A 26,089-nucleotide genomic window follows, 5' to 3' on the forward strand; every position below is an offset into this window, starting at 1 on the left:
TTTGTATAATTGAAACCAGTACATATGTTAATTATAACATATACGATATTTGAATGTCATCAATCAAAGTGTACAAAAAGGACGGCTACAAAAACAGGGATGTAACATCGAGGGCATCATAATCATTATTCCGCAAGACGCTTTCGCTCTACCTTCGTCGTAGCGGTACATAAGGTTGCAAAAGACGCAACCTAAGTACCGACGCTCAGGCAGGCTTGCTACATAATATTATGATGCCCTCAATGTTACATCCCTGTTTTTTATTTTATTTACATCTCACGGAATCTCTTATATCTTGCAGCAGCAATTTCTTCGCCGCTCATTCCATCGAATTTCTTCAGGAATTCCTTGGCATTCATCTTAATGAATTTACCGATATATGGGACAGATTCTTTATCTGCTCCGCCATACTCAGGAATAACCTTCTCGATCACACCAAGTCTTGAAAGATCCTGTGCGGTAAGCTGCATAACCTCTGCTGCCTCCTCTGCACGGTTGCTGTCCTTCCAGAGAATTGATGCATAGCCTTCCGGTGAAAGAATGGAGTATACTGCATTTTCAAGCATCCATACTTCATTACCAACTGCCATAGCAAGTGCTCCACCACTGCCGCCTTCACCGATCAGGATACAAAGTACAGGAACTTTAAGGGCTGACATCTCGTAAAGGTTTCTTGCGATTGCTTCACCCATACCACGTTCCTCTGCTTCCAGTCCACAGAATGCACCGGGTGTATTTACAAATGTGATGATAGGACGGTTGAACTTCTCTGCCTGTTTCATCAGACGAAGTGCCTTACGGTATCCATCCGGAAGCGGCATACCGAAGTTACGCTCCATACACTCTGTCATGCTGGAACCCTTTACCTGTGCGATCACTGTTACAGGCTGTCCATCGATATGACCGATACCACCAACGATCGCTTTATCATCATTCATTGTTCTGTCTCCATGGATCTCATGGAAATCTTCACAGATATAATCAATATAATCAAGTGCGCAAGGACGAGTCATCTGTCTTGTACCACGAATTTTCTCCCAAGGAGTCTTATTCTCAACAGAAGTCAATCTCTCCTTTAAGATCTCGCTGATATCAAACTTCTCGTCTTCTTCCTTATCGAAGTTTGCATAACCGGTTCTCTGTTTATGCGTAACAATCAACTGATACATGGTATCCTTCATCTTATCTCTGGTGATAATACCATCGATAATACCATGCTCTACCAGGAACTCAGAACGCTGGAAGCCTTCCGGAAGATCCTGTCCGATCGTCTGTTTGATAACACGAGGGCCTGCAAAGCCAACCAGAGCACCAGGCTCACCTAAGATGATATCGCCAAGCATTGCAAAGCTGGCTGTTACACCACCGGTTGTAGGATCTGTAAGGATCGATACATATAACAATCCGGCTTCTGAATGTTTCTTCAATGCTGCGGAGGTTTTTGCCATCTGCATCAGGGAAATGATACCCTCCTGCATTCTGGCACCACCGGAACAACAGAACATGAATACAGGAAGCTTTTCTTCTGTTGCACGCTCAACCGCTCTGGCAATCTTCTCACCAACAACATAGCCCATACTGCTCATCAGAAATCTGGCATCACAGATACCGATCATAGCCGGCTCACCATTGATCAGAGCCTTACCGACTGTAACCGCTTCTTTCAATCCTGTCTTTTCCTGCGCAGCCTTAACCTTATCTTCATATCCGGCTGTATTTAACGGATTTGACATCGGCATATCTTCAAACCATGGTTCAAATGACTTTGAATCTGTTACCATCTTGATACGGTTCTTTGTCTTAACACGGAAATAAGAACCACATTCATAACAAATATATTTTGCCTTTACAACTCTCTGCTTATCAAGCTCAGCTCCACATTTCGGACATTTTACAGTCTCCGGTTTTGGCTGCTCTGCTTCGACAGCCTTCATTTTTTCCATCTCGGCTTCTTTTGCCTTTTTCTTTATAAATAACATTTCTTTTTACTGCTCCTTATATTTCTGTAAAAGAATACATGCGTTATGTCCACCAAATCCAAGAGAATTGCTGATCGCACAGTCAACCTCCTGCTCATATGGCTCCTTACAATAATCAAGATCCAGTTCTTCTTCACTCTCATGAAGTCCACGGGTTCTGTGGATATAGCCTTCTTCGATCGTCTTTGCTGTAACGATACATTCGATTGCACCTGCTGCACCAAGAAGATGTCCTGTCATAGACTTTGTAGAATTGATCTTGATGTCCTTTGCATGATCGCCAAATGCTTTCTTGATCGCTCTGGTCTCAACCAGATCGTTTAAATGTGTACTGGTTCCGTGTGCATTGATATATGCAACATCCTCCGGTGATACGCCTGCATCCTTTACAGCATTTAACATTGCTCTTGCAGGGCTCTCGCCTGAATCTTCCGGTGCTGTGATATGGAATGCATCACTGGAGCATCCGTATCCGCTGATCTCGGCATAAATCTTTGCGCCACGCTTCTTAGCATGTTCCAGTTCCTCAAGAATAACGATACCGGAACCTTCACCAAGAACGAAACCATCTCTCTCTTTATCAAATGGAATTGAGCATCTGTCCGGGTTATCAGATGATGACAACGCTGTTAATGCATCAAATGTCGAGATACCGATCGGTGAAACTGCTGCTTCTGTACCACCGGCGATCATTACATCTGCATCTCCATACTGAATTGTACGGAATGCTTCACCGATACTGTTTGTACCGGATGCACATGCTGTAACAACATCAATACTCTTTCCCTTGCAGCCAAGCTGGATCGCAATATTACCTGCTGCGATATTACTGATCATCATAGGTACTGTAAATGGGCTTACACGATTCGGTCCCTTTGTCATGATCTTCTCATATGCACTTTCAAGTTCCTGAAGGCTTCCTACACCGGAACCAACACAGGTTCCAACCATGTATGGATCTTCTGCTGTCATGTCAAGCTTTGCATCTGCAACTGCTTCCTTTGCCGCTGCAACTGCGAACTGTGAAAATCTTGCCATTCTTCTTGCAGCCTTTGGATCAATATAATCTTTTGCTACAAATCCTTTTACTTCACCTACAACCTTGCACTTATATTCTGATGCATCAAACTGTGTAATCGGTCCAAAACCATGTCTGCCTTCTTTTAAGCCGTTCCAGAACTCATCCACATTCAGGCCAAGTGGAGTAACCGCTCCCATTCCTGTAATCACTACTCTTCTACTCATATTCAATAATTCTCCTTAATATAAAGTATGATTTCCATTTTCTTCCATATATATACCATCCAGATTATCTGTGAAAGATATAGAAGAAATCCTGCATTGTTAAATTCTATAAAAATTTACTTTGTCAGCTTATGTATAAACCACACATACTGCACAGAATGCATGGTTACGCCGATATTGTACTACATTTTACAAAAATATGGAAATAAATCTTGTAAAGTTTTTATTAATTATCTCACGATTTCGCGGCATACTTCGTCTTCCGACAACATTTCTCCGCTATTTTTCTTTTCGTATTGAATGGAAAAGATGAATTTCTTACTGATGAAATAATTCAAAAAGATCACAAGGATAGATGTAAATACCTTCACTCCCATCGCATTCCATTTCAGTCCGGTAACAAGCGCAAAGATAATTCCCGTTTCGATCAGAAGTGTAGATATCCGGCTCAGATAGAATAATCCCAGTTCAATAAAATATGCCTTTATCGTTGCAGCCTTTGTGTGGAATACAGATTTGCGGTTTGTCGCAAATGACACATAATTGTACAGAATCCACGACATATAATTGGCATAGATCTCATTTATCCCGCATTTGTACATAAAAAACCAGGCAGACCCTAAGTTCACTGCCCCTACGAGTATGCCCCACGCGATATATATGTATATTTCCTTTGGTATTTTGCGTAAAAGTTTCATACCATTCTCCCTATAGTCCTGATATCGGAAGCTGCTTGAGTGTCGTCTCTTCTTCCGGAAATTCCCGGACGATGCGATCATACATTTTACGGTTAAAAGCTTCCCTTTCTTTATAATTGAATTTTAGAATGTTCTTATAGCCCCATAAATGTGTGAATATATCCTGGTTCTCGATCTGTGCCGAACCGGGAAAAAAAGATGATATCTGCTTTCCCTGCTTCTCTGCACACATCGCAAGAAGCCGCTGTTCCGCAAATACCATATGACAGAGATTCTCCTCCGTCTCCAGACAATTCTCCATAAATGTGATCGAACTGTCAACATAATAATTCTTAAACGCTTCATCCGCGATATATAACATACAGGTATTGACCGGAAGAACCTCAAAGCTCCAGTCCGGGTCAAACCGATACTCCGGCTTCATCCGGAAAAACTCTTTTCCCGGATACACGTCAGGGAATATCCCTTCTCTGTGAATTGCACAGATGTCCGTATCCTTTATAATATTCCGTATATCCTTCCAGATGATCAGATCCAGATCCACCATGACCGCAGGCATCTGCATTTTTTTCAATGAATATAATTTGCCGGCTGCCCAGAACACCTTTTCCGGTACCGCTTCCGGCACTGTAATTTCCTCGATTCCGAGATTCCAGATGTGCGCAAGTCCCAGCTTCTCGATAAATGCTCTTGCCTCTGCATCCGCACACAAACGAATTCCCCCATTGTATTTTCTCCACATCAATGCCGAAAGAATCATCGTAAGGACCTCATAGTCCTGCATCCAATATTCTTCCGCTTGTTTTCCCGCCATATACGGTTTTGACCATAAGGAATGAAATCCGTCCATATGTTGTCCTTTCAAGATAATTCAAAACCAGCTAAATATTAATTAGCTGCAGGCTCTTGACCTTCTCAGCCAAGGGACGCTTCCGCTCTATATTAAATCCAGCCCATAGCCAAATGTGCTGTTTCCGCCTTTTCTGCTGAATGGTCGTTTTGACCGGTTTATAAGCTGCCATTCCGGCGGCATGTAATACCAATGCGGAATATCATAATCATCTGCCCCACCATCCGTTGCCTGATAAAATGTCGGCGTGTACCGGCTGCCTGTCAAATAACCCCGGTTACTACCAAAGGAAAGGCTGCGTTGGCTTCCAAAAAAGAAACTCCGATTACTGCCTGTCAAAAATTCTCGCTGACTTCCAAAGTAGATTCCACGCTGGCTTGTACTAAACAGACTTCTCTGACTGCCATTCTCATATTCCCACTCATACATCCAAGGTCGATTGCTACTCGTCCAGAATTCTCGATTGCTGCCCGTCAGATAGCCTCGGTTACTGCCAAAGAAAAAGCCGTTCTGGCTTCCAAAAAAGAAGCCCCGATTACTACCTGTCAAAAATTCTCTCTGGCTTCCAAAAAAGAATCCATTCTGGCTTGTACCAAACAAACTTCTCTGACTGCCCCCGAATAAACTTCTCTGGCTGCCATTCTCATATTCCCACTCATATGTCCAAGGTCGATTGCTGCTCGTCCAGAATTCTCGATTGCTGCCTGTTAACAATCCGCTCTGGCTTGTACCGAATAAACTTCGTTGACTGCTACTCATCTGGCTGCCAGATACATCCATACGATTTCCTTTACTGCCATTCTGAGAACCCTGTATTTTCACAGTCTCAGCTTTCTTTTTATAATCAACCGGAATCAATATATTTCCGTTAAATTCCACACTAAAAGGCCTGCCATTCCACATCACATATGTGCGATACGGATACAGCCTGCCCTCATGCGCGATCAACTTCATATAAACAGGAATTCCACCTGTTTTTTCTTCCAACTGTCTTGCCTGTTTTCCTGTTGCCTTTATAAAATAACCACCCGAAGGCAGTCTGTCGTTCAGAACGGAATTCAATTCCTCATTCCACTCTATATAAACATTAAATTCCCCATTATCATTACGATAGTTTCGCATATCAAAAAAAACCAGACCGGCAGCCACTGGAAGCATGTTAGAAATTCTGTTATCAAATTGTGAAAGTTCCTCTCCTGCTCTCTTCAAAAACAATGAATACACGAAACTCATTCAAATCTCCATTCTGACACCTACAAATATGCTGTCCCAATTTTTCTGTCTCACAGGCGTCATTTGTTCGCCCTTCACGCTAAAAAAGCGCTACAATCCCACACTAAATACTCATGATATTATGGTAAACCATTTACCCATTTATTTCAAGAAAAATCACACTTTCTTGCACTGAAAAATCAGCAGAATCAGGACTTCAAAAGCCACAAATATTAACAGCCGCAGAATTCCTGCAAATAGAATAATCATCTTTAGACAATAGACAAAAGCCGGACACAATCTCTTTAAACCAAAGATCGTGTCCGGCTTTTATCTATCTACAATTTATGCATCTTTATTATCTGCTAATGCCGCTGTGATGATCGCCATAGAATAAACCTCATCTGCTGTACATCCTCTGGACAGATCGTTGATAGGAGAATTAAGTCCTAACAGGATCGGGCCATATGCTGAGAAGTTACCCATTCTCTGTGCGATCTTATAACCGATATTTCCTGCATTGATATCAGGGAAGATAAAGGTATTTGCATTTCCTGCAACCTCTGACTGTGGACATTTCTTCTTTGCAACTCTAGGTGATACGGCTGCATCGAACTGGATCTCGCCGGAGATCGGAAGATCAGGGTTACGCTCCTTTGTCTTTCTTGCTGCATTTCTCATCTTATCCACATCTTCGCCCTTACCGGAACCATAGGTTGAATAGCTTAAGAATGCAACCTTTGGATCTACACCGAAGATTCTTGCACAACGAACCGTCTCCTCTGCGATCTCAACCAGCTCATCTTCATTTGGCTTGATGTTGATACCGCAGTCACCCATAGCGAACACTTCATTACCACCTGTTGCAAATGGACGTACCAGAATGAAACAGGATGAAACCAGTGTGTTGCCCGGTCTGGTCTTGATCAGCTGTAAAGCAGGTCTTACTGTATCTGCTGTTGAATATGTAGCACCGCCAAGAAGTGAATCTGCAATTCCCATCTTAACAAGCATAGTACCAAAATAGTTATTCTGATACAGGATCTCTCTTGCCTGTTCCGGTGTCACGCCCTTGCTCTTTCTAAGCTCACAAAACAGATCAACCATCTCATCCATACGATCAAAATCTCTTGGATTGATGATCTCTGAACCTCTTATATTAAAACCACTTTCCTCTGCAACTTCATAAATCTTATCAGGATCTCCTACAAGAATCGGATGCAGGAAGTTACTTGCAAGAAGTCTTGAAGATGCTTCCAGAATACGGGGATCAGTACCTTCAGTCAAAACAATTGTTTTTGGATTTTTCTTCAAAATATCGATCAATACACCGAAGCCAAAATTTTTACGTTCTTCCACGATTATAGTCCTCCATTGATTATTTATACGAATCATATATCATGCATTACATACACGTTCCGTATATTTTCAGTATTAAAAGCTATACTTGCGCATAGCGAGTCATCTTACTTTTATTATAGTGATTTTTAACGAATAAACAAGGTTTTCCATCGAAATAATTGTACCTTTTTTCGAACAATTTTAAAATTAGCTCTTGACAAATATATCATACTGGTGCAATATGAATGCAATAAAACAAACCAATGAGCAAGAAGAGTAGCTTATGAACAACATGTCCAGAGAACTGCAGGTGGTGAGATTGCAGTGATGATTTCTTAAGTGAATGGACTTGCGAGGGCAAACCGAACGAGCGATTTTAGTAGGGGCGACGGAGACTTCCCGTTATAGAAAGTACATATATGTTAGTATATGGTTGAGTGCATCAGATTTTGATGAATATAGGTGGCACCGCAGGAGTGTTGTATTTGTATCTTGTCCTATAAGCGTTTTGCTTTTGGATGAGATTTTTTTATGCAATCTTCTGACGGTGCTTTTTCTTTTTATAAAAAGCAGCTTAGGCAAAGCGCACCTCACCATACATGACACAATTTCAAATAACTTATTAAACTACTATTTATGAACGAGGTGAAACATATGATACGACCAACACTTAGCGAAGCAAAAGAATACGCCGAACAGGGATACCACATGGTTCCTGTCTGTTATGAGATGCTCTCTGATATCATCACTCCGATCAATCTGCTAAAGAAACTGAAAGCGGAAAATGAGCATTGCTACATTCTTGAAAGCGTGGAGAATCAGGAGCTCTGGGGAAGATATACCTTCCTTGGATACAGCCCGAAGCTGGATATCACCTGTATGAATGGAACCCTGACATTAAAGGATGAGCACGGAGCAGTCATCAAAGAGACCTCCGGCATCCATCCGGAAATCTTCATCCGTGAGGTTTTAAAAGATTATAAGAGTCCGAAGATCGAAGGCTTCCCTACTTTCACCGGCGGACTGGTTGGATATTTCTCTTATGACTATCTGAAATACAGTGAAAAGAAGCTGGTGCTTGATGCGAAAGACGAGGAAGGATTTCAAGATGTCGATCTGATGTTATTTGACAAGGTGATCGCATTTGACAATGTAAGATCCAAGCTGATCCTGATCGCAAATGCCAGCACAGCAAATATCGAAGAAGGATATCAGAAAGCCTTACAGGATATCAAAGAAATGAAAGAACTCATTCTCCATGGTGCAGAAGCCGATATTCCTGCTCCTGTTCTTAAGACAGAATTCAAACCATTATTTGACAAAGAAGCCTACTGCCGGATGGTAGAAAAGGCAAAGCACTATATATATGAAGGAGATATTTTCCAGGTCGTGCTTTCCAACCGACTGGAAGCCGAAATGGAAGGAAGCCTGTTCGATACCTACCGGCTGCTCCGAAGCACAAACCCATCTCCTTACATGTTCTACTTTGACGGTGACACGATCGAGGTTGCCGGGGCTTCCCCTGAAACTCTGGTCAAGGTAGAGGATGGCGTTCTCCATACATTTCCTCTGGCAGGCACAAGACCAAGAGGAAAGACAAAGGTCGAAGATCTGGAACTGGAAAAGAGCCTGATGGCAGATGAAAAGGAACTTGCAGAACACAATATGTTAGTGGATCTCGGAAGAAATGATCTCGGAAAGGTCAGTCAGTTTGGAACGGTCGAAGTCGAACGATATATGTCCATCCAGCGTTATTCACACGTTATGCATATCGGCTCTACCGTACGCGGAACACTCCGTGAGGATCTGGATGCGATCTCCGCTGTCGATGCGGTTCTTCCGGCCGGAACCTTATCCGGTGCACCGAAGATCCGGGCATGTGAGATCATCAACGAGCTTGAAAATAACAAACGAGGTATTTACGGCGGCGCGATCGGTTATATCGATTTTTCAGGAAATCTGGATACCTGCATCGCGATCCGAATCGCATACCGCAAGGGGCATAAAGTATTTGTCCGTTCCGGTGCCGGCATTGTAGCCGACAGTGTACCGGCAAACGAATTCCAGGAATGCATCAACAAAGCAAAAGCCGTAACGGATGCATTGATTAATTCTCAGAAGATACGAGGTGACGAAGCATGATATTACTGATCGATAATTATGACAGTTTTTCCTACAATCTGTATCAGCTTGTAGGAAAGATCAATCCTGACATCAAGGTGATACGAAATGACGAATATACCTGTCAGGAGATTGAAGCAATGAATCCGGATAAGATCATCATTTCACCGGGTCCTGGAAGACCTTCCGATGCAGGTATCTGCGAAGAAGCCATCTCCTATTTTGCCGGCAAGGTTCCGATCCTTGGTGTCTGTCTCGGACATCAGGCAATCTGTGAAACCTACGGTGCAACGATCACATACGCCAAAAAGCTGATGCATGGCAAAATGTCCGTTGCAAATGTCGACATCAACTGCAAACTGTTCAAGGGACTTCAAAAAAGGATCGAGGTTGCCAGATATCATTCCCTTGCCGCTTCCGAAGAAAACTTCCCGGATGTTCTTACCGTTATCGCCAGAACCGATGATGATGAGATCATGGCAGTCAAACACAAAGATTATGAAATATATGGTGTCCAGTTCCATCCGGAGTCGATTCTGACACCAAAAGGAACGATCATCTTACGAAACTTTTTAGAGGCATAACCAGACATTTGCAGGTTGCAATACACTACTTAGATTAAACATTTTTGCCATTACCAACCAGGGAACGCTTCCGCTCGTTTCCACTCTGTGTAACTTCGAACTAACCTCGGCTTAAGCCTCGCTAAGGTCTCAGTTACCCCTGCAGCGGTACTAAGATGCTGCTAATGCACCATCACACCACAGGGGTGCGCTTTCGTTCTAAGCTCGTGCAAGCACTCACTAAGTACGAAATGTGAGTACCGGCGGTCTCAAATGCCACTGTTTTGGCAAGTCAGAATGTTTAATCATGAATATACTTTATAGGATTCGCAAATGTTTATTAGAACATACATTAAAGGAGGAAATGAATATGATTATAGAAGCAATCGCAGCAGTTGTTAATGGTAAGGATCTTGATAAGGATATGGCTGCGGCCGTTATGGATGAAATTATGAGTGGAGAAGCAACACAGGCACAGATCGGAAGCTTCTTAACAGCACTTCATATTAAAGGTGAAACGATCGATGAGATCACAGCATTTGCTGAGATCATGAGAAAACACTGTGGTGAATTTACACCGGGTGTCGATGAGGAGATCGACATCGTAGGAACCGGTGGAGACTGCGCAGGAACCTTTAACATCTCAACTGTTTCCTCATTAGTAACAGCCGCAGGCGGTGGTAAGGTGGCAAAGCATGGCAACCGTGCAGCATCCAGCAAATGCGGAACAGCCGACTGCCTGGAAGCCCTTGGCGTCAACATCGCAGCAGACTGTAAAGTCAGCGAAGCCTGTCTGAAGGATCTTGGTACCTGCTTCTTATTTGCACAGAAATATCACACAGCAATGCGATTTGTCGGCGCTCCAAGAAAAGAGATCAAGATTCCTACAGTATTCAATATCTTAGGACCTCTTGCAAATCCAGCAAAAGCAAATCTTCAGTTACTCGGTGTCTATGATGCCTCCCTCGTTGATTCGCTTGCAAAAGTACTCAGCAACCTCGGTGTAAAACGTGGTATGGTCGTTCATGGAAACGACGGTCTGGATGAAATCTCAGCGGTTACAACAACAACTGTATGTGAATTCAACGATGGCACATTTAACACCTATACCTTAGACCCAACCGCATACGGCTTCACCCTCTGTGACAAAGCCGAACTGGTCGGTGGTACACCGGAAGAAAATGCACAGATCACAAAGGATATCTTATCCGGCAAGATCACAGATGGCAAGCGTACAGCCGTTATCTTAAATGCCGGTGCGGCTTTGCATATCACAAACCGGATCTCACTTGAAGAAGGCTTCGCCCTTGCAGCCGATATTCTGGCAAATGGCAGCGGTCTGAAGAAGCTGGAAGACTTTATAGCAGCAACAAACGCTTAATTATTTGTAAAAGCAAAACACATAACCGACCCGGAACCTTTAATCTCCGGACCGCTATGGAGGAATATATATGATCTTAGATGAAATAGCAGCAAAAACAAAAGAACGGATTGCCAGATGCAAAGAGCAGATCTCATTTGAAGAAATGAAGGCAAAAGCTCTTGCAATCGTAGAAAAGGAAACAGAGAACGGAACAAAACCTTATACCGTTTTTCCTTTCCGTGACAATCTGGCAAAGCCGGGAATATCCTTTATCTGCGAAGTAAAAAAGGCTTCTCCTTCCAAAGGACTGATCGCACCGGATTTCCCATATATCGAGATTGCGAAAGAATATGAAGCCGCCGGTGCATCCGCCATATCCGTGCTGACCGAACCATTTTATTTTCAGGGAAGCAACGAATATCTGACAGCGATCCATGAAGCAGTATCCACTCCGATCCTGCGGAAGGATTTCACCGTCGATCCTTATATGATCTACGAGGCAAAAGTGATCGGTGCCTCTGCGATCCTTCTGATCTGTGCGATCCTTACCGACGAACAGCTCAAAAGCTATTACGAGCTTGCAACAAGTCTTGGCCTGTCCGTTCTGGTAGAAGCACACGATGAAGAGGAAGTCAGACGTGCGATCGCGATCGGTGCAGATATCATCGGTGTGAATAACCGTGATCTGAAAACCTTTATCGTTGACATCATGAACAGTGTAAGACTTCGGACATTGATTCCGGATTCGATAAACGGCAACCCAGTCGTCTATGTATCCGAAAGCGGCATCCGCACACCGGAGGACATCGACCGTTTAAAGGGAAATGGCACAGATGCAGTATTGATCGGAGAAACCTTTATGCGAAGCCCTGATAAGAAAGCCGCATTTGCATGGTTACGGGGTGAAGCTATAGGATAGAAACGGATCCTGTTTCTGCAGGAACAACGAACTTTATTTGAAAGCATTAATGATATTTATAATATAGAAACAACACATACAGGAGGAAACATATATGTCAAAAGGACGTTTTGGAATCCATGGCGGACAGTACATACCGGAAACACTGATGAACGCCATGCTTGAGCTTGAAGAAGCATATAAGAAATACAAAGATGACCCGGAATTCAACCGGGAGCTGACAGAACTGTTAAATGAATACGCCGGCAGACCTAGCCGTCTGTACTATGCCAAGAGAATGACAGAGGATCTCGGCGGTGCAAAGATCTACCTGAAGCGCGAGGACTTAAACCATACCGGAGCACATAAGATCAACAATGTTATCGGTCAGATGCTCCTTGCAAAACGAATGGGTAAGACAAGAGTTATCGCCGAGACAGGAGCCGGTCAGCACGGTGTTGCAACTGCTACAGTTGCTGCCATGATGGGTATGGAATGTGAAATCTTCATGGGCAAGGAAGACACCATCCGTCAGGCTTTAAATGTCTACCGTATGAAATTATTAGGAGCAAAGGTTCACCCGGTAGAAACCGGTACAGGTACATTAAAGGATGCCGTTTCCGAAACCTTCCGTGAATGGACTTCCAGAATCGATGATACTCATTATGTTCTGGGTTCTGTTATGGGACCTTATCCTTTCCCTGAGATGGTTCGTGATTTTCAGGCTGTTATCAGCAAGGAGATCAAGGAACAGCTTATGGAGAAGGAAGGCAGACTGCCGGATGCCGTTCTCGCCTGTGTCGGCGGCGGTTCCAATGCGATCGGCGCATTCTATAACTTTATTCCGGATAAGAGCGTTCGCCTGATCGGATGTGAAGCAGCCGGACGTGGAATTGATACATTTGAGACAGCCGCAACGATCAATACCGGAAGACTGGGTATCTTCCATGGTATGAAGTCCTACTTCTGTCAGGATGAATTCGGACAGATCGCACCGGTTTATTCTATTTCAGCAGGTCTTGACTATCCGGGAATCGGGCCGGAACATGCATACCTGCATGACATCGGCAGAGCAGAATATGTCGCTGTTACAGATGACGAAGCTGTTGATGCATTTGAATATCTGTCCAAGATCGAGGGTGTTATCCCGGCGATCGAGAGTGCTCATGCGGTTGCCTATGCAATAAAGCTTGCACCACAGATGGACAAAGACCAGATCATGGTCATTAACATTTCAGGACGAGGCGATAAAGACGTTGCCGCCATCGCCAGATACAGAGGGGAGGATCTCTATGAGTAATATTAAAAATGCATTCAAAAACGGAAAGGCGTTCATCCCATTTGTTACATGTGGTGACCCTGATCTTAAAACAACAGAACAGATCGTATATGCCATGGTAGAAGCAGGTGCAGACCTGATCGAGCTTGGTATCCCATTCTCAGATCCAACCGCAGAAGGACCTGTTATCCAGGGTGCAAATATCCGTGCACTTGCAAACCATGTTACGACAAATGATGTATTTGACCTTGTAAGAAAGCTCCGTAAGACAGTCACCATCCCTATGGTATTTATGACTTATGCAAATGTTGTCTTCTCTTACGGCTCTGAAAAATTTATCAGCATTTGTAAGGAGATCGGCATTGACGGACTGATCCTGCCGGATATCCCTTATGAGGAAAAGGATGAGTTCGACGGTATCTGTAAGAAGTATGATCTGGATCTGGTATCCATGATCGCACCAACCTCTCACGACCGTATCAGCATGATCGCAAAGGAAGCAAATGGATTTATCTACTGTGTTTCTTCTCTCGGTGTTACCGGAACAAGAAGCAAGATCACGACCGATATCGGTGCTATGACCAAGCTGGTCAAAGCCGTAACGGATACTCCGTGTGCGATCGGCTTCGGAATCTCTACACCGGAGCAGGCAAAGGAAATGGCTGCTCACGCTGACGGTGTGATCGTCGGCTCTGCCATCGTCAAGCTCTGCGCCAAATATGGCAGGGACTGCGTTCCTTACATCAAAGACTATGTCGCAAGCATGAAGGACGCTATCCGATAGAAGGACACCCATGTAAAACCATGTAACTATATAAAAGAACTGCCTTACTTAGACTCGCTGTGGTTTCTATGATCTGCATATACGTAATTCGCAAATGTTCCTGTGCCAACTCGCCTTTCAGGCTCAGACAGGCACCCACATTTGCTCGTATATGCATCTCATTACGAAATCCTCGCTAATGTCTTAGTAAGGCAGTTCTTTTATATAGATTGTATAGTTTCACATGGGCTGATTTTTTCTCATCTCCTTAAAATCCTATATTTGTAGTCTTAATACTGCTGTATATCTGTATATGCCTGCCGATATTGTAACTATGCACACAATCTATATATTTTCCCGTTTCTTAGCCGGTTTCTCACAAATATTTAATATTTAATCCGATTGACACTACCATACGTTAACTTTATAATTGTTACGGCGACAGAAGTCGACATAATAATGAAGTTAGTTGGGGTATCACATGGTTTTTTCCAGTTTGACATTTTTATATATTTTTTTACCGGTTACACTGGTTATCTATTATATTGTCCCGAAGCAGTTACGGAACCTGTTCATCCTGATCAGCGGTCTGTTCTTCTACGCATGGGGCGAACCAATCTATGTATTTGTACTGATCGCATCGACAATGATCGATTATTTTGCAGGTCTGGTCATTTATAAGGCAGGCGACCGTCAGGCACTTCGAAAGCTTGCACTGATCATATCGATGGTCATGAATCTGTCCTTACTTGGCTTTTTCAAATATAGCAATTTCATCATAGAAAATATTAATAACATATTCGGAACGCACTATGGTTCACCGACCTCTCTGCTTCCGATCGGTATCAGCTTCTTTACCTTCCAGTCCATGTCGTATACGATCGACCTGTACCGGAAGAACATCTCTGTTCAGAAGAATCCGATCACCTTTGCAGCCTTTGTCACGTTGTTCCCACAGATCGTAGCAGGTCCGATCGTTCGTTATGAAGATGTGGCTGCCGAGCTGAATGAACGTGTGATCGACATCGACCTGATCTGGGAAGGTGTTCTCCGCTTTGCGGTCGGTCTTGGCAAGAAGGTTCTGATCGCAAATAATATCGGTGTTGTCTGGACAAATGTCAAAGCTATGGACTTATCCGAGCTTCCGGTTGCAACCGCATGGCTTGGTATTGCCGCTTATACCTTACAGATCTATTTTGATTTTTCCGGGTATTCTGATATGGCAATCGGTCTGGGTAAGATGCTCGGTTTCCATTTCCCGGAAAATTTCAATTATCCGTATATGTCGAAGAGTATCAGTGAATTCTGGCGCAGATGGCATATGACCCTCTCCGGCTGGTTCAAGAGCTATGTATATTTTCCTCTCGGCGGAAGCCGCAAGGGACTTGCCCGTACGATATTCAACACCGCAGTTGTCTGGTTCTTAACCGGTGTCTGGCATGGTGCAAGCTGGAACTTCATTCTGTGGGGTTCTCTGTACGGTGTTCTGATCATTATAGAAAAGCTGGTTACAACTGCTCTGACAAAAGCAGGAAAGCAGGATATCTTTACAAAGATTCCTTCTATTATAAAACGTGTTTATGCGATCGTCCTCGTCATGCTTGGATGGGTACTCTTTGATACATCAACGATCGCACAGGCATTCTCCTATATGGGACGGATGTTCCGCTTTGGCAGTAGCTTCTACGACAGTTATACCATATATATCCTTGTGAACTTCGGATTGTTATTCATCATTGCGATCATCGGTTCTACGGATCTGCCAAAGAAGCTGGCTACTAAGCTTGCAGACAAAGTTCCGGCTGTCGGCAATTACGGAAGCGTCATTTTGATGGCGATTCTGATGCTGCTTTCCACCGCCTACCTTGTCAACGCAAGCTATAACCCATTTTTGTATTTCAACTTTTAAAAAATGAGCCATGCAGCATCTGCAACCCATATAGATGTTGGGAGCTTGCTCACAATCATCTATATGAGGTTCGGATGCTATACGGCGATAGCCTTTTCGAGCCGTCAGGCGAGATTGGCATGGCGTTTTGCAAACGCCTATTTATAGAATTTTGTGAGGTGAGCCCTTATGCATAAAAAAATCGGAATTATCATATTTGCATGTATCATCATCGCTCTTCCCATTTTGACACTTGTTAAGCTGCCAAAAGAGAAAGCGCCTTTTTCCGAAAATGAAAATCGTTATCTGTCGGAATTTCCAACCGTCAGTCTTTCCTCCATCAAGGACGAGACATTTATGAACGGTTTTGATTCCTGGTTCTCTGACCGGTTCTATGGCAGGGAACAGTGGATCTCAGCCATGAATGATTCTGAACGATTGATGGGAAAAACAGAGATTTCAACTGTATATACAAAGGATGATCAGATGATGCAGGTGCTTTCAGATTATGATGATATCGGCGCCGCGTACAATGCTGATAAGATCCATACAAATCTTGCTGTTATTAACAGCTTCGCTGCAAAGCATCCGGAGGTTCCAACCTACTTCATGCTGTGTCCAACCTCTGTCGGTATCTATGGAGACTCCCTGCTGCCTGCAGCTGTTATAAATGTATCAGTTGACGAAAAAGACATGATCGAATCCTATTATCGCGAGCTGTCCGGCGTGACACCGATCAATATATATAATACATTAAAAGAACATGATAGCGAGTATATCTATTATCGTACCGACCACCACTGGACATCCCTTGGTGCTTACTATGCATATCAGTCTGCCGGAGCAGAGCTTGGATATACTCCTTATGAACTGAAAGATTTTACAAAGGAAACCGCCAGTACAGAATTTCAGGGAACCCTGTTCTCAAAGACTTTGGATCAGTCTGTTACAAAAGATGAGATTGATTTCTACACTCTGGCAGATAATAGTGTAACACCATCCATGACGACCTCGAATGGATTTGACAAAGAAAATTCCTATGACTCCATCTTCTTCCACGACTATCTGAATGTCAAAGACAAATACGCGTCCTATACCGGACAGAATGTTGCAGTTGCAACGATCAGCCGTAACAAAGCATCCGATGCAGGAAATGCTTCAAATACTTCGGATTCCGGAAAGCGTTCCATCCTTGTGATCAAGGACAGCTATGCGAATTCAATGATGCAGTTTCTGATCAATAACTACGATACTGTAACCATGATCGATCTGCGATACACGAATCAGTCGATCAGCAATCTGGTAAATGTCGAAGACTACGATCAGGTATTATTCTTATACAACTGTATTACTTTTTCCGATGAAAACGACATCATAAAAGCGGGCTTATAAAAGGCCCGCTTTCTCTATATCCCTTCATTTGTAAATGGAGGTATAAAACTCTCTGATGCCGTTTCTCCTTCCTGGATGAAACCATTTTCTACACCGATCGAGATCGCATAATCAACCAGTTCATCATATTCCCGCTCTGTCAGTTTGCGGTTCAGTTCCGGGAACCTCTCACCGATACCCTCCATCGGAGTGTACTGGTTCATAATGCTGATGTAAATATTATTTCCATATGTTTTATATAAGTAACGGACGACCGCCTTGGAATCCTCGATACATCCCGGCAGCTCCAGATGACGGACAATAACACCACGCTTCATAATGCCATCCTCGTCAAATGTCGTCTGATCGCCTCCAACCTGTCGTACCATCTCCGCCAGTGCCCGCTTCGCCACCTCCGGATAGTCCGGTGCGTGACTGTATCTTGCCGCCAGATCTGCCGACATATATTTGAAATCGGGCAGGTAAATGTCAATGTATCCATCCAACAGCTTCAGGGCTTCGATCTCCTCATACCCGCTGCAATTATAGACAAACGGAAGATCAAACCCCTGCTCCTTTGCTATATCGATTGCCTCTATGATCTGTGGAATAAAATGATCCGGCGTAACCAGATTGATATTATTGGCTCCCTGCTCTTTTAACTCAAAGAAAATTTCCGATAAGCGTTTTATCGTGATCTCTTTTCCATTCAAGCCCCCGGATATATCGTGATTCTGGCAGTATGCACATCCAAGCGAACACCCGGAAAAGAATACCGCACCTGATCCGTTCTCTCCGGAAATACATGGCTCCTCCCACATATGCAGTGCTGCCCTTGCGGCTGATATTGATAATGTTTCATTACATGCCCCTGTCTGTCCATTTATGCGGTTCACCCCACATTTTCTCGGACACAGATGGCAGCTTTCCAGTAGTTTTCTAAGTTTCATCCTATCTTTCCCACGATCATCTGAGCGAATTCCTTCAGCTTTGATTCCGGCATATCCTCGATCTTACCTTCATCCATCAGACCGGCAAGTGCAGGGTCGATCGGAAGCTTTACGACCGTCTCGATACCAAAACGATCCCGTATCTCCTCTACCTTACTCTCACCGAAGATGCTATGCTCTTTGCCGCAATCCGGACATTTAAAATAAGACATATTCTCAACCAGACCTAAGATACGGATTCCCATATCGTCTGCCATACGGACTGCCTTCTCCACAATAAGAGACACCAGATCCTGTGGTGTTGTAACAATAACTGCGCCATCAACAGGCAGAGACTGGAATACCGTAAGCGGTACATCTCCGGTTCCGGGCGGACAATCAACCAGCATATAATCAATATCTCCCCATACAACATCTGTATAAAACTGTTTTACTGCTCCCGCGATGATCGGACCACGCCAGATAACCGGTGCCGTCTGATCTTCGATCAACAGATTGATTGACATCATCTTGATTCCGGTCTTTGTTTCAACCGCATACAGGAAATCGTCGCCTCTCTCCGGTTCTTCATTTATTCCAAATGCTGTCGGAATCGAAGGTCCGGTAATATCTGCATCCAGAACCGCCGTCTTATAACCAAGACGATTCAAGGTAACTGCAAGGGATGTTGTTACGGATGATTTTCCAACACCGCCTTTTCCACTGATAACCGCTATGATATGTTTGATCTTTGTTCCTTCATGTGGTACTTCAAGTAAACTCTGAGGAGCAGTTCTTGATGAACAGCTCTCTCCACAACTACTACAATTATGATTACAACCTTCTGCCATTTTCTTATACTCCAAATTTCATTTCATATTTTTTCAAGTCTTACAAATACATATACTTTCTATATGAATCGCCATGCACTTATTCATACTGACGGAACCATGCACATTCTTCCTCATTGCACTGTACGCCTTCCGGGTTTTTCAAATTGATGTGAAATACATGTCCGCTATCCGGATGTTCCTCTCCAAATGACCGGATCACGTGCCGGATACCCAGCGTCTCCATTCGTCCATCCAAATAAATGGTATGAAATCTCAGATTATCATTTACACTGTACATCAGATATGCCGGTGGAAAATCTTTCGTCAGATACTCAAGCTGTGAAAGAAACAATTTTCTCTGCTCTTCAGATACTGCATAACTTCCATCTTCCTTCTTCATATACCAGTCAGAAATATTATCCTCCAGTTTGTCCATCTCATATGCTCCGCAGTTCAGGCACACAGCCTTTGGAAGTCTGTCATATGTAAAGAAATCCAGCTTGCTCCGATACGCTGCATTCCCGGCAATAATGCAATAATTTGCCGTAAGCTGCGCTCCTGCTGAATCCCCCAGCATATAAAACTTTTCCATATCCAGATGAATCACCCCTGCATTCTCATGAATATATCGGATAAGATATGCCACATCTTCGATTGCTGCCGGATATTTATTCTGAGGTGCCAGTCGGTAATTAAAATTTACAACCGCAAATCCCTTTGATGCCAGATGGCAGCAATAATAACTATACAGCTCTTTATCTCCATAAAACCATCCACCGCCATGAACGCTGACGATCACCGGATATGTTGTCTGCGCATCCGGCTCAGCCGGATAATATATATCAAATAAACTGTTTGATGCATAACGTTCAGAATCAAGATTCAAAGCATCGTCCGGATCATTATAATAAATGATTCTTTCATTATCTTCTCTCTGGAAAGATTCATTCCATTTTTTTACGTCTATCGCTTTCTTATAATCCAGATTCTTGATCTGAATTACATTATCCGGATATGCCAGCCCTTCATCCCGCTTTGCATCACTGGCACTCCATGCATGCCGCATATTTAACCACGCCGGAAGCTCTGCATTCTTATTTCCCTGCTCTATAATTTCCGAAACATTTTTCATGTTATTCTATCTCCTCTAATATCACATAATATATGACTCTATCTTACTCTCTGACAAATACGAATGCAAGAAAACAATAAACTTCCAGTAAAGATTTAATTAAATTAAGCACGATTCTCTTGTAATCAACAGTTTTCTCGTGTAATATTTGACCATAGTAAAAAATGTATATGACAGAACAGGAGGCTTTTATATGAATAAACTAAAAACCATCTTTCGTTCCCTACACTGGAAAAATATCCTCGGGCTGACCATTGCCGGGCTTATCAATGCCTTCGGTATTACGATATTTTTAAGTCCTGTTAATCTCTACGACAGTGGCATCTCCGGTACATCCATGCTGCTAAGCCAGATCACTCCGGAACACCTGTCACTTTCTGTTTTCCTTATTATTTTAAATATTCCACTGTTCTTATATGGCTGGAAAAAACAGGGATCTACCTTCACCATCTATGCGATCTATGTTGTTGCAATCTACTCTCTGGGCGCATGGTTGATTACCGACATCCTTCCTATCGATGTCCGGTTTGTATCCCCACTTGCAGGCTCCGATCTGCTTCTATGCGCACTTTTTGGCGGTCTGATCTCCGGTGCGGGAAGCGGACTTGCGATCCGTTTTGGCGGTGCAATGGACGGTATCGAGACACTTGCGATCATATTTGCCAAACGCCTTGGCATCACCGTCGGAACCTTTGTTATGGTTTATAATGTAGTGCTTTACATCATCTGCGGCATCATCCTGAACAGTTGGATCTTACCTCTTTATTCCATCGTTACATATATGGCTGCACTTAAGACCATCGACTTTATCGTAGAAGGTATTGACCGTTCCAAAGCCGCCTATATCATTACAACGAAGCCACAGGAAATCTGTCAGGAACTCTCGGATACATTTTCCTGCGGTATAACGACGATCGATGCAAAGGGCTTCTATTCAGATCAGGAAAAGACCATGATCTACATTGTTGTAAACCGTTTCCAGATTGGAAAGATGAAGAATATTGTCCATGAACTTGACGATAAAGCCTATGTCTCCATCAGTGAGATTGCCGAAGTTTACAGCTTTAACAAGCAATAATATCTCAATAATTTATCTGCGTACCAGAAACAGGCACCGGTAACAATACCGATGCCTGCCTTGTGCAAATACTTATGTGTTTATCTGCCTGCGAATTATTCAGCAAGCTTTTTTAAAGAGATATTTGATACTGTGATTGTAGATGCAGGAGTATCAACATCCGCAATCTTACCCATAGAGAGGAAGAATCCAGCATCAGTATCTGTCTCTTCATTCATTGTGAATGTAATGGTTTTTACAACCTCTTCATTCTTTGGAAGAACAATTGTTTCTCCACCATACCATTTATAAGAGTTGCTCATGAAATTCAATAATACCGTTCTTGCTTCGGTTGACTTTAAAGTAATACTTGCTTCATAGGTCTTTCCATTTTCCAATGCCAGTCCCATCTGCTTCAACTGTACATTCCAGTCAGCAGTTCCAACATCTGATAATTCATAAGTGATAACACCCTTATCAACTGTCTGTGTTCCAACAGCATCACCCATAATGCCACCTTCCCAGTTTGAAAGTCCATTGTCTCCCTCTGAGAAATCTGCGTTCTTGATCAGATTCACATCTGACTCCGTCTCATCAACCTTTGGAGCATCAATTTTCTCAAGAATAATATCATCAATACAGATTCTATGCTGCTGTTTAATCTGAACACCGCCTACAGCACCCATAGAAATACTTAAAATTGTTCTAGGATCACTCTTGTTCTTCATCTTGAACTCAACAACAATAGACTGATATTCATCTGTAAGATCAACTGTCTTTGATCCTGAATATGGTGTCCAGTCATCATCAGATGAACCATCTCTCTGAAGTGCAACCATAAGCTTACGGTTCATATCTGATTTTGCCTTTAATGATAGTCTGTACCACTGACCTTCTTCAAGACTAATATTGTTCTGCTTTAACTGGATCATCCAGTCCTGAGCACCTGTATCCTTAATCGTAAAATCTGCTGCATAATCTTCTGTCTGACTGTCGACTACATAAGATACATTTGTGCTGCCTTCTGCATATACTTCGTAACCGGAGAAACCTGCCTTAAAACTTCCGTTCTTAATCAGTGTATTTTCAACAACGCGAACATTGTCCAAATAGATCGTTCCCTTATTTCCAAGGAAATATGTTATCGTCTTAAATGCATCAGTTAACTCTTCCGGTGTTTTAAATACATAATTAAATGTCTGTTTGTCTGTTGTTACATCTGCAGTAAATGTTTCACCTGCAATAACTACATCAAGCTGCATATCTGTATCTGCCTGTGCGTCAAAGCTCAATGCATATTCTGTCTCAACGTTAAGTGGAAGACCATCCTGTGAAAGGATTACATCCGCTTTATTCTTTGTATCAGCCTTTACCATAAGACGACGGCCATCTGCCAATCCTGTTACGCTAACTACTGCCTGGCAGTTATTTGTCACAGTCCAGTCACCGAGACGATTCTTACCTTCCTGAAAACCACCATTGTAAATATAGTTACCATCTGATAAAGGTTTTTTACTATTATCAATTTCCTTCTGTGCTGTCTTTTTAATTGATACATTTGTAATGTATACAGTAGCTGTTGAATCTGTAGCACCAAGATTAAACTCCAGACGTGCATTTGCATCCGGCTTATCCGTCATGGTGTATGTATAAGTATAGGTCTGCTTCTCTGTTTTCAGGTCAACAACCGTATCATTCAGATAACGCTTGTAGGAACGATCTGGTGCAGATACATCTACTTTCATAGTACGTGCTTCATCTGCCCATGCATCAAATGTTACTGTATATTCGCCGCCTTTTTCTGCAGGAATTGATGGCTGAACAAGCTGAATACTGTAATCAACTGTTCCGGCTTTATCTGTATGTATTTCAATTGCCTTGTTTTTAATAACTGCATTTCCTTCTCCTTCTAAAGTGGTAAGGAATTTCCAGTCTATGTCATCTGTGAGATCTTCTGTCTTAGCAAAATCTCCATTGTTTACATAGTTTCCATTTGCATCCGGATCACGGATAATTACTTCGTTAACAGGTTTTTCTACATCTTCATTGTAGCTGTCCTTCTGATATACTTTTACATAATCAATACTATAACTCTGAGTATTGATATAATCTGCATCATCATCCGGATATCCAACCCATGATCCACCAACTGCAAGATTTAAGATCATGTAAAATGGCTGATCAAATGGTGCAGGATAAGCAACCTCTGTCTCACCTTCAACTGCTGTGAACCAGTCACTTGTCTCATGATATTTTACTCCATCTACATACCATGTGATTTTACCTGGCTGCCAGTCGCATGAAAATGTATGATATTCATCTGCAAAATTTCCATCTTCTAATGTATATGTCCCCTGTTTTTCAGCATGTGGACTTCCATAATGAATCGTACCATAAACCTTATTTGTTTCCTGACCCATAACTTCCATAGCATCAATCTCTCCACATCTTGGCCACTGTCCATACAGATTTTCATCTGTTGGCATCATCCAGAAGGCCGGAAGGAAACCTTTTCCGCTTGGAACCTTAGCTCTTACCTCAAACAATCCATATGTAAAATCATGCTTACCCTGTGTATTGATTCTACCTGAAGTAATAGAATATGTGCCATCTTCATTCTTTGTCTTGACAGGCTGGATAACCAGCTTTCCATCCTTTACATATACATTCTGATCAGACTTTACATATGCCTGTAATTCACTGTTTACCCATCCTGGTGCATGCTCTTCATAATTCCAGTCATCCTCATTTAACGCATCACCATCAAAGTCATCTTCCCATTTCAGATTATATCCATCATAAGAAAGCTTGTTGTCTTTGTCGTCCGGCTTATTTGGGGTCTCTGGCTTGTTTGGTGTCTCCGGCTTGTTTGGTGTCTCCGGCTTGTTTGGTGTCTCCGGCTTATTTGGGGTCTCCGGCTTGTTTGGGGTTTCTGGTTTATTGGATGGCTTGGTGGTCTTCTTTTTAATAGTAATTTTACATTTTGCCTTCTTTCCGCTGCCATCTTTAGCCGTAGCTGTAATTGTAACCGTTCCAGCCTTCTTACATGTAACAACACCCTTCTTACTTACTGTTGCAACCTTCTTATTGCTTGAAGTAAACTTTACACCCTTTACACTGGATTTTTTAGGTGAAACTGTTGCTTTTAATTTTACCTTCTTGCCAACCTGTGTTTTCACCTTGCTTTTATTGAGCTTTACAGATTTAACAGGTGTTCCAACAATAACCTTCAAAGTTGTCTTTTTCTTCTTATTCACCTTGCTTCTTACTGTTATAGTTGCTTTTCCCTTTTTCAGTGCTTTGATTTTACCGGTTTTACTTACCGTAGCAACCTTCTTATTTGAAGATTCATAGGTTACCTTTTTACTGATTTTTCCATTTACAGTTACTTTTGTTTTCAACTGGTATGATTTTTTTGCTTTTAAAACAAGTGTTTTTGTCTCAGGCTTTACAATCGATACCATCTTGATTGTTGCTTTTTTTGTTGTTGCAGCCATAACCGGCATCTGGATGGTGCTTACCAAAAGAGTAAGAGCCATTAAAAAAGCAATAATCTTTTTTGCATTTTTCATAAATACATACCTCCCGTATAGATTTTTATTATGCAAATAGTATAAGAAGATTACAGTTTTCTTTATATCGTTTATATTACTTTTATATCGTTTTATTGACCATAGCCATGTTTTATGATACAATTTATACAAATTTACTAATAGTCATTTTGTTTTATCTGTCATATTTACTATATAGTCTTATGACTGCTTTATACGAATGGGGATAGGATATGCAACTAAAAAAAGAACTTGTATACCGAGAATTTGTTCAAAGGGAAAATAATCTTCTGCGGGCTCCATACAATCCGGAGGTTTCCTTTTATGCAGCGATAAAAGAAGGAGATGTAGCAAAGGTTAAACAGCTGTGTCAGGAATCCTTATTAGATAAAGAAGGATTAGGCACCTTGTCCGACCACTATCTTCAAAACATAAAATACCATTATGTCATTACAACAGCAATTATTGCACGTTACTGCATTGAAGGTGGTATGGAATTGTCAAATGCCTACAGTCTGAGCGATTTCTATATCCAAAAAGCGGACCGTTGCAAAACGCCAGAGGAAGTTGCAGCACTTCATCCTGCCATGTGTATGGATTATGCGAAACGAATGCGAAACCTTCGAAAATCCAAAATATCATCACTCCATATTGCTGTCTGTCTGGATTATATCTATGATCATCTTCATACCCATATCACAGCAGAACAACTTGCTAAGCTGACAGGATTAAATATCTCCTATCTATCCCGGCTTTTTAAAAAGGAAACCGGTCAGACAATCAGCAACTATATTCGTGATAAAAAAATTGAAACAGCGAAAAATATGTTACTTTATTCTGATTTCTCGCCTTCTGAAATTGCATCAATTCTGGCATTTCCCAGCCAGAGTTATTTTACAGAAGTATTTCGAAAGACAACTGGAGTCACTCCAAGAAAATATCAGGAATCTTTTTTACGAACAACTGCCCTTGGAAAATAATACAACAACTATCTGTGCATATCTTGTGTTATACTG

At 42.4% G+C, this 26,089-nt stretch carries 20 protein-coding genes and 1 other annotated feature; of the genes, 10 read left to right on the forward strand and 10 right to left on the reverse strand.

All coding sequences use genetic code 11. The features are described from left to right. Positions 1-269: 269 nt before the first annotated feature. From GT641_RS06435 to pta, 6 genes are all read right to left on the reverse strand, one after another. Complete coding sequence (locus tag GT641_RS06435; RefSeq protein WP_161117103.1) at positions 270-1,979, reverse strand: acetyl-CoA carboxylase carboxyltransferase subunit alpha; 1,710 nt, start codon at positions 1,977-1,979, stop codon at positions 270-272. Between the two features lie 6 nt (positions 1,980-1,985). Further along, on the reverse strand, positions 1,986-3,224 hold the full coding sequence (gene fabF / locus GT641_RS06440; protein ID WP_008401733.1) for a beta-ketoacyl-ACP synthase II: 1,239 nt from the start codon (positions 3,222-3,224) through the stop codon (positions 1,986-1,988). Between the two features lie 230 nt (positions 3,225-3,454). Then, positions 3,455-3,922, reverse strand: a complete 468-nt coding sequence (locus GT641_RS06445; RefSeq protein WP_161117104.1) for a GtrA family protein — start codon at positions 3,920-3,922, stop codon at positions 3,455-3,457. Positions 3,923-3,932: 10 nt separating this feature from the next. Further along, entirely contained in the window at positions 3,933-4,787 is an 855-nt protein-coding gene (locus tag GT641_RS06450; protein WP_243143707.1) for a DUF6734 family protein, read from the reverse strand. 72 nt (positions 4,788-4,859) lie between these two features. Further along, positions 4,860-6,005, reverse strand: a complete 1,146-nt coding sequence (locus GT641_RS06455) for a hypothetical protein (protein WP_161117105.1) — start codon at positions 6,003-6,005, stop codon at positions 4,860-4,862. A 324-nt stretch (positions 6,006-6,329) separates the two neighbouring features. Further along, entirely contained in the window at positions 6,330-7,379 is a 1,050-nt protein-coding gene (pta, locus tag GT641_RS06460) for a phosphate acetyltransferase (protein ID WP_161117106.1), read from the reverse strand. A 200-nt stretch (positions 7,380-7,579) separates the two neighbouring features. Next, positions 7,580-7,828, forward strand: a binding site (T-box leader). Positions 7,829-7,979: 151 nt separating this feature from the next. Here pta and trpE point away from each other — a divergent pair. From trpE to GT641_RS06500, 8 genes are all read left to right on the forward strand, one after another. Next, positions 7,980-9,467: an anthranilate synthase component I gene (gene trpE, locus GT641_RS06465; protein ID WP_161117107.1), complete on the forward strand. Its 1,488-nt coding sequence runs from the start codon at positions 7,980-7,982 to the stop codon at positions 9,465-9,467. Beyond that, a complete protein-coding gene (locus GT641_RS06470; protein WP_008401724.1) occupies positions 9,464-10,030 on the forward strand; it encodes an aminodeoxychorismate/anthranilate synthase component II in 567 nt (188 codons plus the stop codon). Before trpE ends, GT641_RS06470 begins: the two co-directional genes overlap by 4 nt. A gap of 349 nt (positions 10,031-10,379) precedes the next feature. Next, the gene (gene trpD / locus GT641_RS06475) at positions 10,380-11,390 is read left to right on the forward strand and encodes an anthranilate phosphoribosyltransferase (RefSeq protein WP_161117108.1); all 1,011 of its coding nucleotides are present in this window, start codon (positions 10,380-10,382) and stop codon (positions 11,388-11,390) included. Positions 11,391-11,460: 70 nt separating this feature from the next. Continuing rightward, positions 11,461-12,291: an indole-3-glycerol phosphate synthase TrpC gene (trpC, locus tag GT641_RS06480; protein WP_161117109.1), complete on the forward strand. Its 831-nt coding sequence runs from the start codon at positions 11,461-11,463 to the stop codon at positions 12,289-12,291. 94 nt (positions 12,292-12,385) lie between these two features. Beyond that, entirely contained in the window at positions 12,386-13,570 is a 1,185-nt protein-coding gene (gene trpB / locus GT641_RS06485) for a tryptophan synthase subunit beta (RefSeq protein WP_161117110.1), read from the forward strand. Further along, positions 13,563-14,333 (forward strand): tryptophan synthase subunit alpha, encoded by a 771-nt coding sequence (gene trpA, locus GT641_RS06490; RefSeq protein ID WP_161117111.1) that lies wholly within the window; start codon positions 13,563-13,565, stop codon positions 14,331-14,333. Before trpB ends, trpA begins: the two co-directional genes overlap by 8 nt. A 460-nt stretch (positions 14,334-14,793) precedes the next feature. Further along, complete coding sequence (locus GT641_RS06495; protein ID WP_161117112.1) at positions 14,794-16,221, forward strand: MBOAT family protein; 1,428 nt, start codon at positions 14,794-14,796, stop codon at positions 16,219-16,221. Positions 16,222-16,389: 168 nt separating this feature from the next. After that, positions 16,390-17,592 (forward strand): DHHW family protein, encoded by a 1,203-nt coding sequence (locus GT641_RS06500; protein ID WP_161117113.1) that lies wholly within the window; start codon positions 16,390-16,392, stop codon positions 17,590-17,592. 14 nt (positions 17,593-17,606) lie between these two features. Here the strand turns inward: GT641_RS06500 and GT641_RS06505 are convergent, their stop codons facing one another. From GT641_RS06505 to GT641_RS06515, 3 genes are all read right to left on the reverse strand, one after another. Then, positions 17,607-18,521, reverse strand: coding sequence for a radical SAM protein (locus tag GT641_RS06505; protein WP_161117114.1), 915 nt, complete (start codon positions 18,519-18,521; stop codon positions 17,607-17,609). Then, a complete protein-coding gene (locus GT641_RS06510; RefSeq protein ID WP_161117115.1) occupies positions 18,518-19,351 on the reverse strand; it encodes an Mrp/NBP35 family ATP-binding protein in 834 nt (277 codons plus the stop codon). The genes GT641_RS06505 and GT641_RS06510 overlap by 4 nt, the downstream gene beginning before the upstream one ends. Positions 19,352-19,430: 79 nt before the next feature. Then, positions 19,431-20,465, reverse strand: a complete 1,035-nt coding sequence (locus tag GT641_RS06515) for an alpha/beta hydrolase (RefSeq protein WP_161117116.1) — start codon at positions 20,463-20,465, stop codon at positions 19,431-19,433. A gap of 193 nt (positions 20,466-20,658) precedes the next feature. On the opposite strand from GT641_RS06515, the gene GT641_RS06520 reads away from it, so the two are divergent. After that, positions 20,659-21,543, forward strand: coding sequence for a YitT family protein (locus tag GT641_RS06520; RefSeq protein ID WP_161117117.1), 885 nt, complete (start codon positions 20,659-20,661; stop codon positions 21,541-21,543). 95 nt (positions 21,544-21,638) lie between these two features. On the opposite strand, the gene GT641_RS06525 is transcribed toward GT641_RS06520, so the two are convergent. After that, positions 21,639-25,094 (reverse strand): carbohydrate binding domain-containing protein, encoded by a 3,456-nt coding sequence (locus GT641_RS06525; protein ID WP_161117118.1) that lies wholly within the window; start codon positions 25,092-25,094, stop codon positions 21,639-21,641. Positions 25,095-25,306: 212 nt separating this feature from the next. On the opposite strand from GT641_RS06525, the gene GT641_RS06530 reads away from it, so the two are divergent. Further along, positions 25,307-26,053, forward strand: coding sequence for an AraC family transcriptional regulator (locus GT641_RS06530; protein ID WP_008401709.1), 747 nt, complete (start codon positions 25,307-25,309; stop codon positions 26,051-26,053). Positions 26,054-26,089: the final 36 nt, after the last annotated feature.

This window comes from Clostridium sp. BIOML-A1 (assembly GCF_009874105.1).
GTDB lineage: Bacteria > Bacillota > Clostridia > Lachnospirales > Lachnospiraceae > Coprococcus.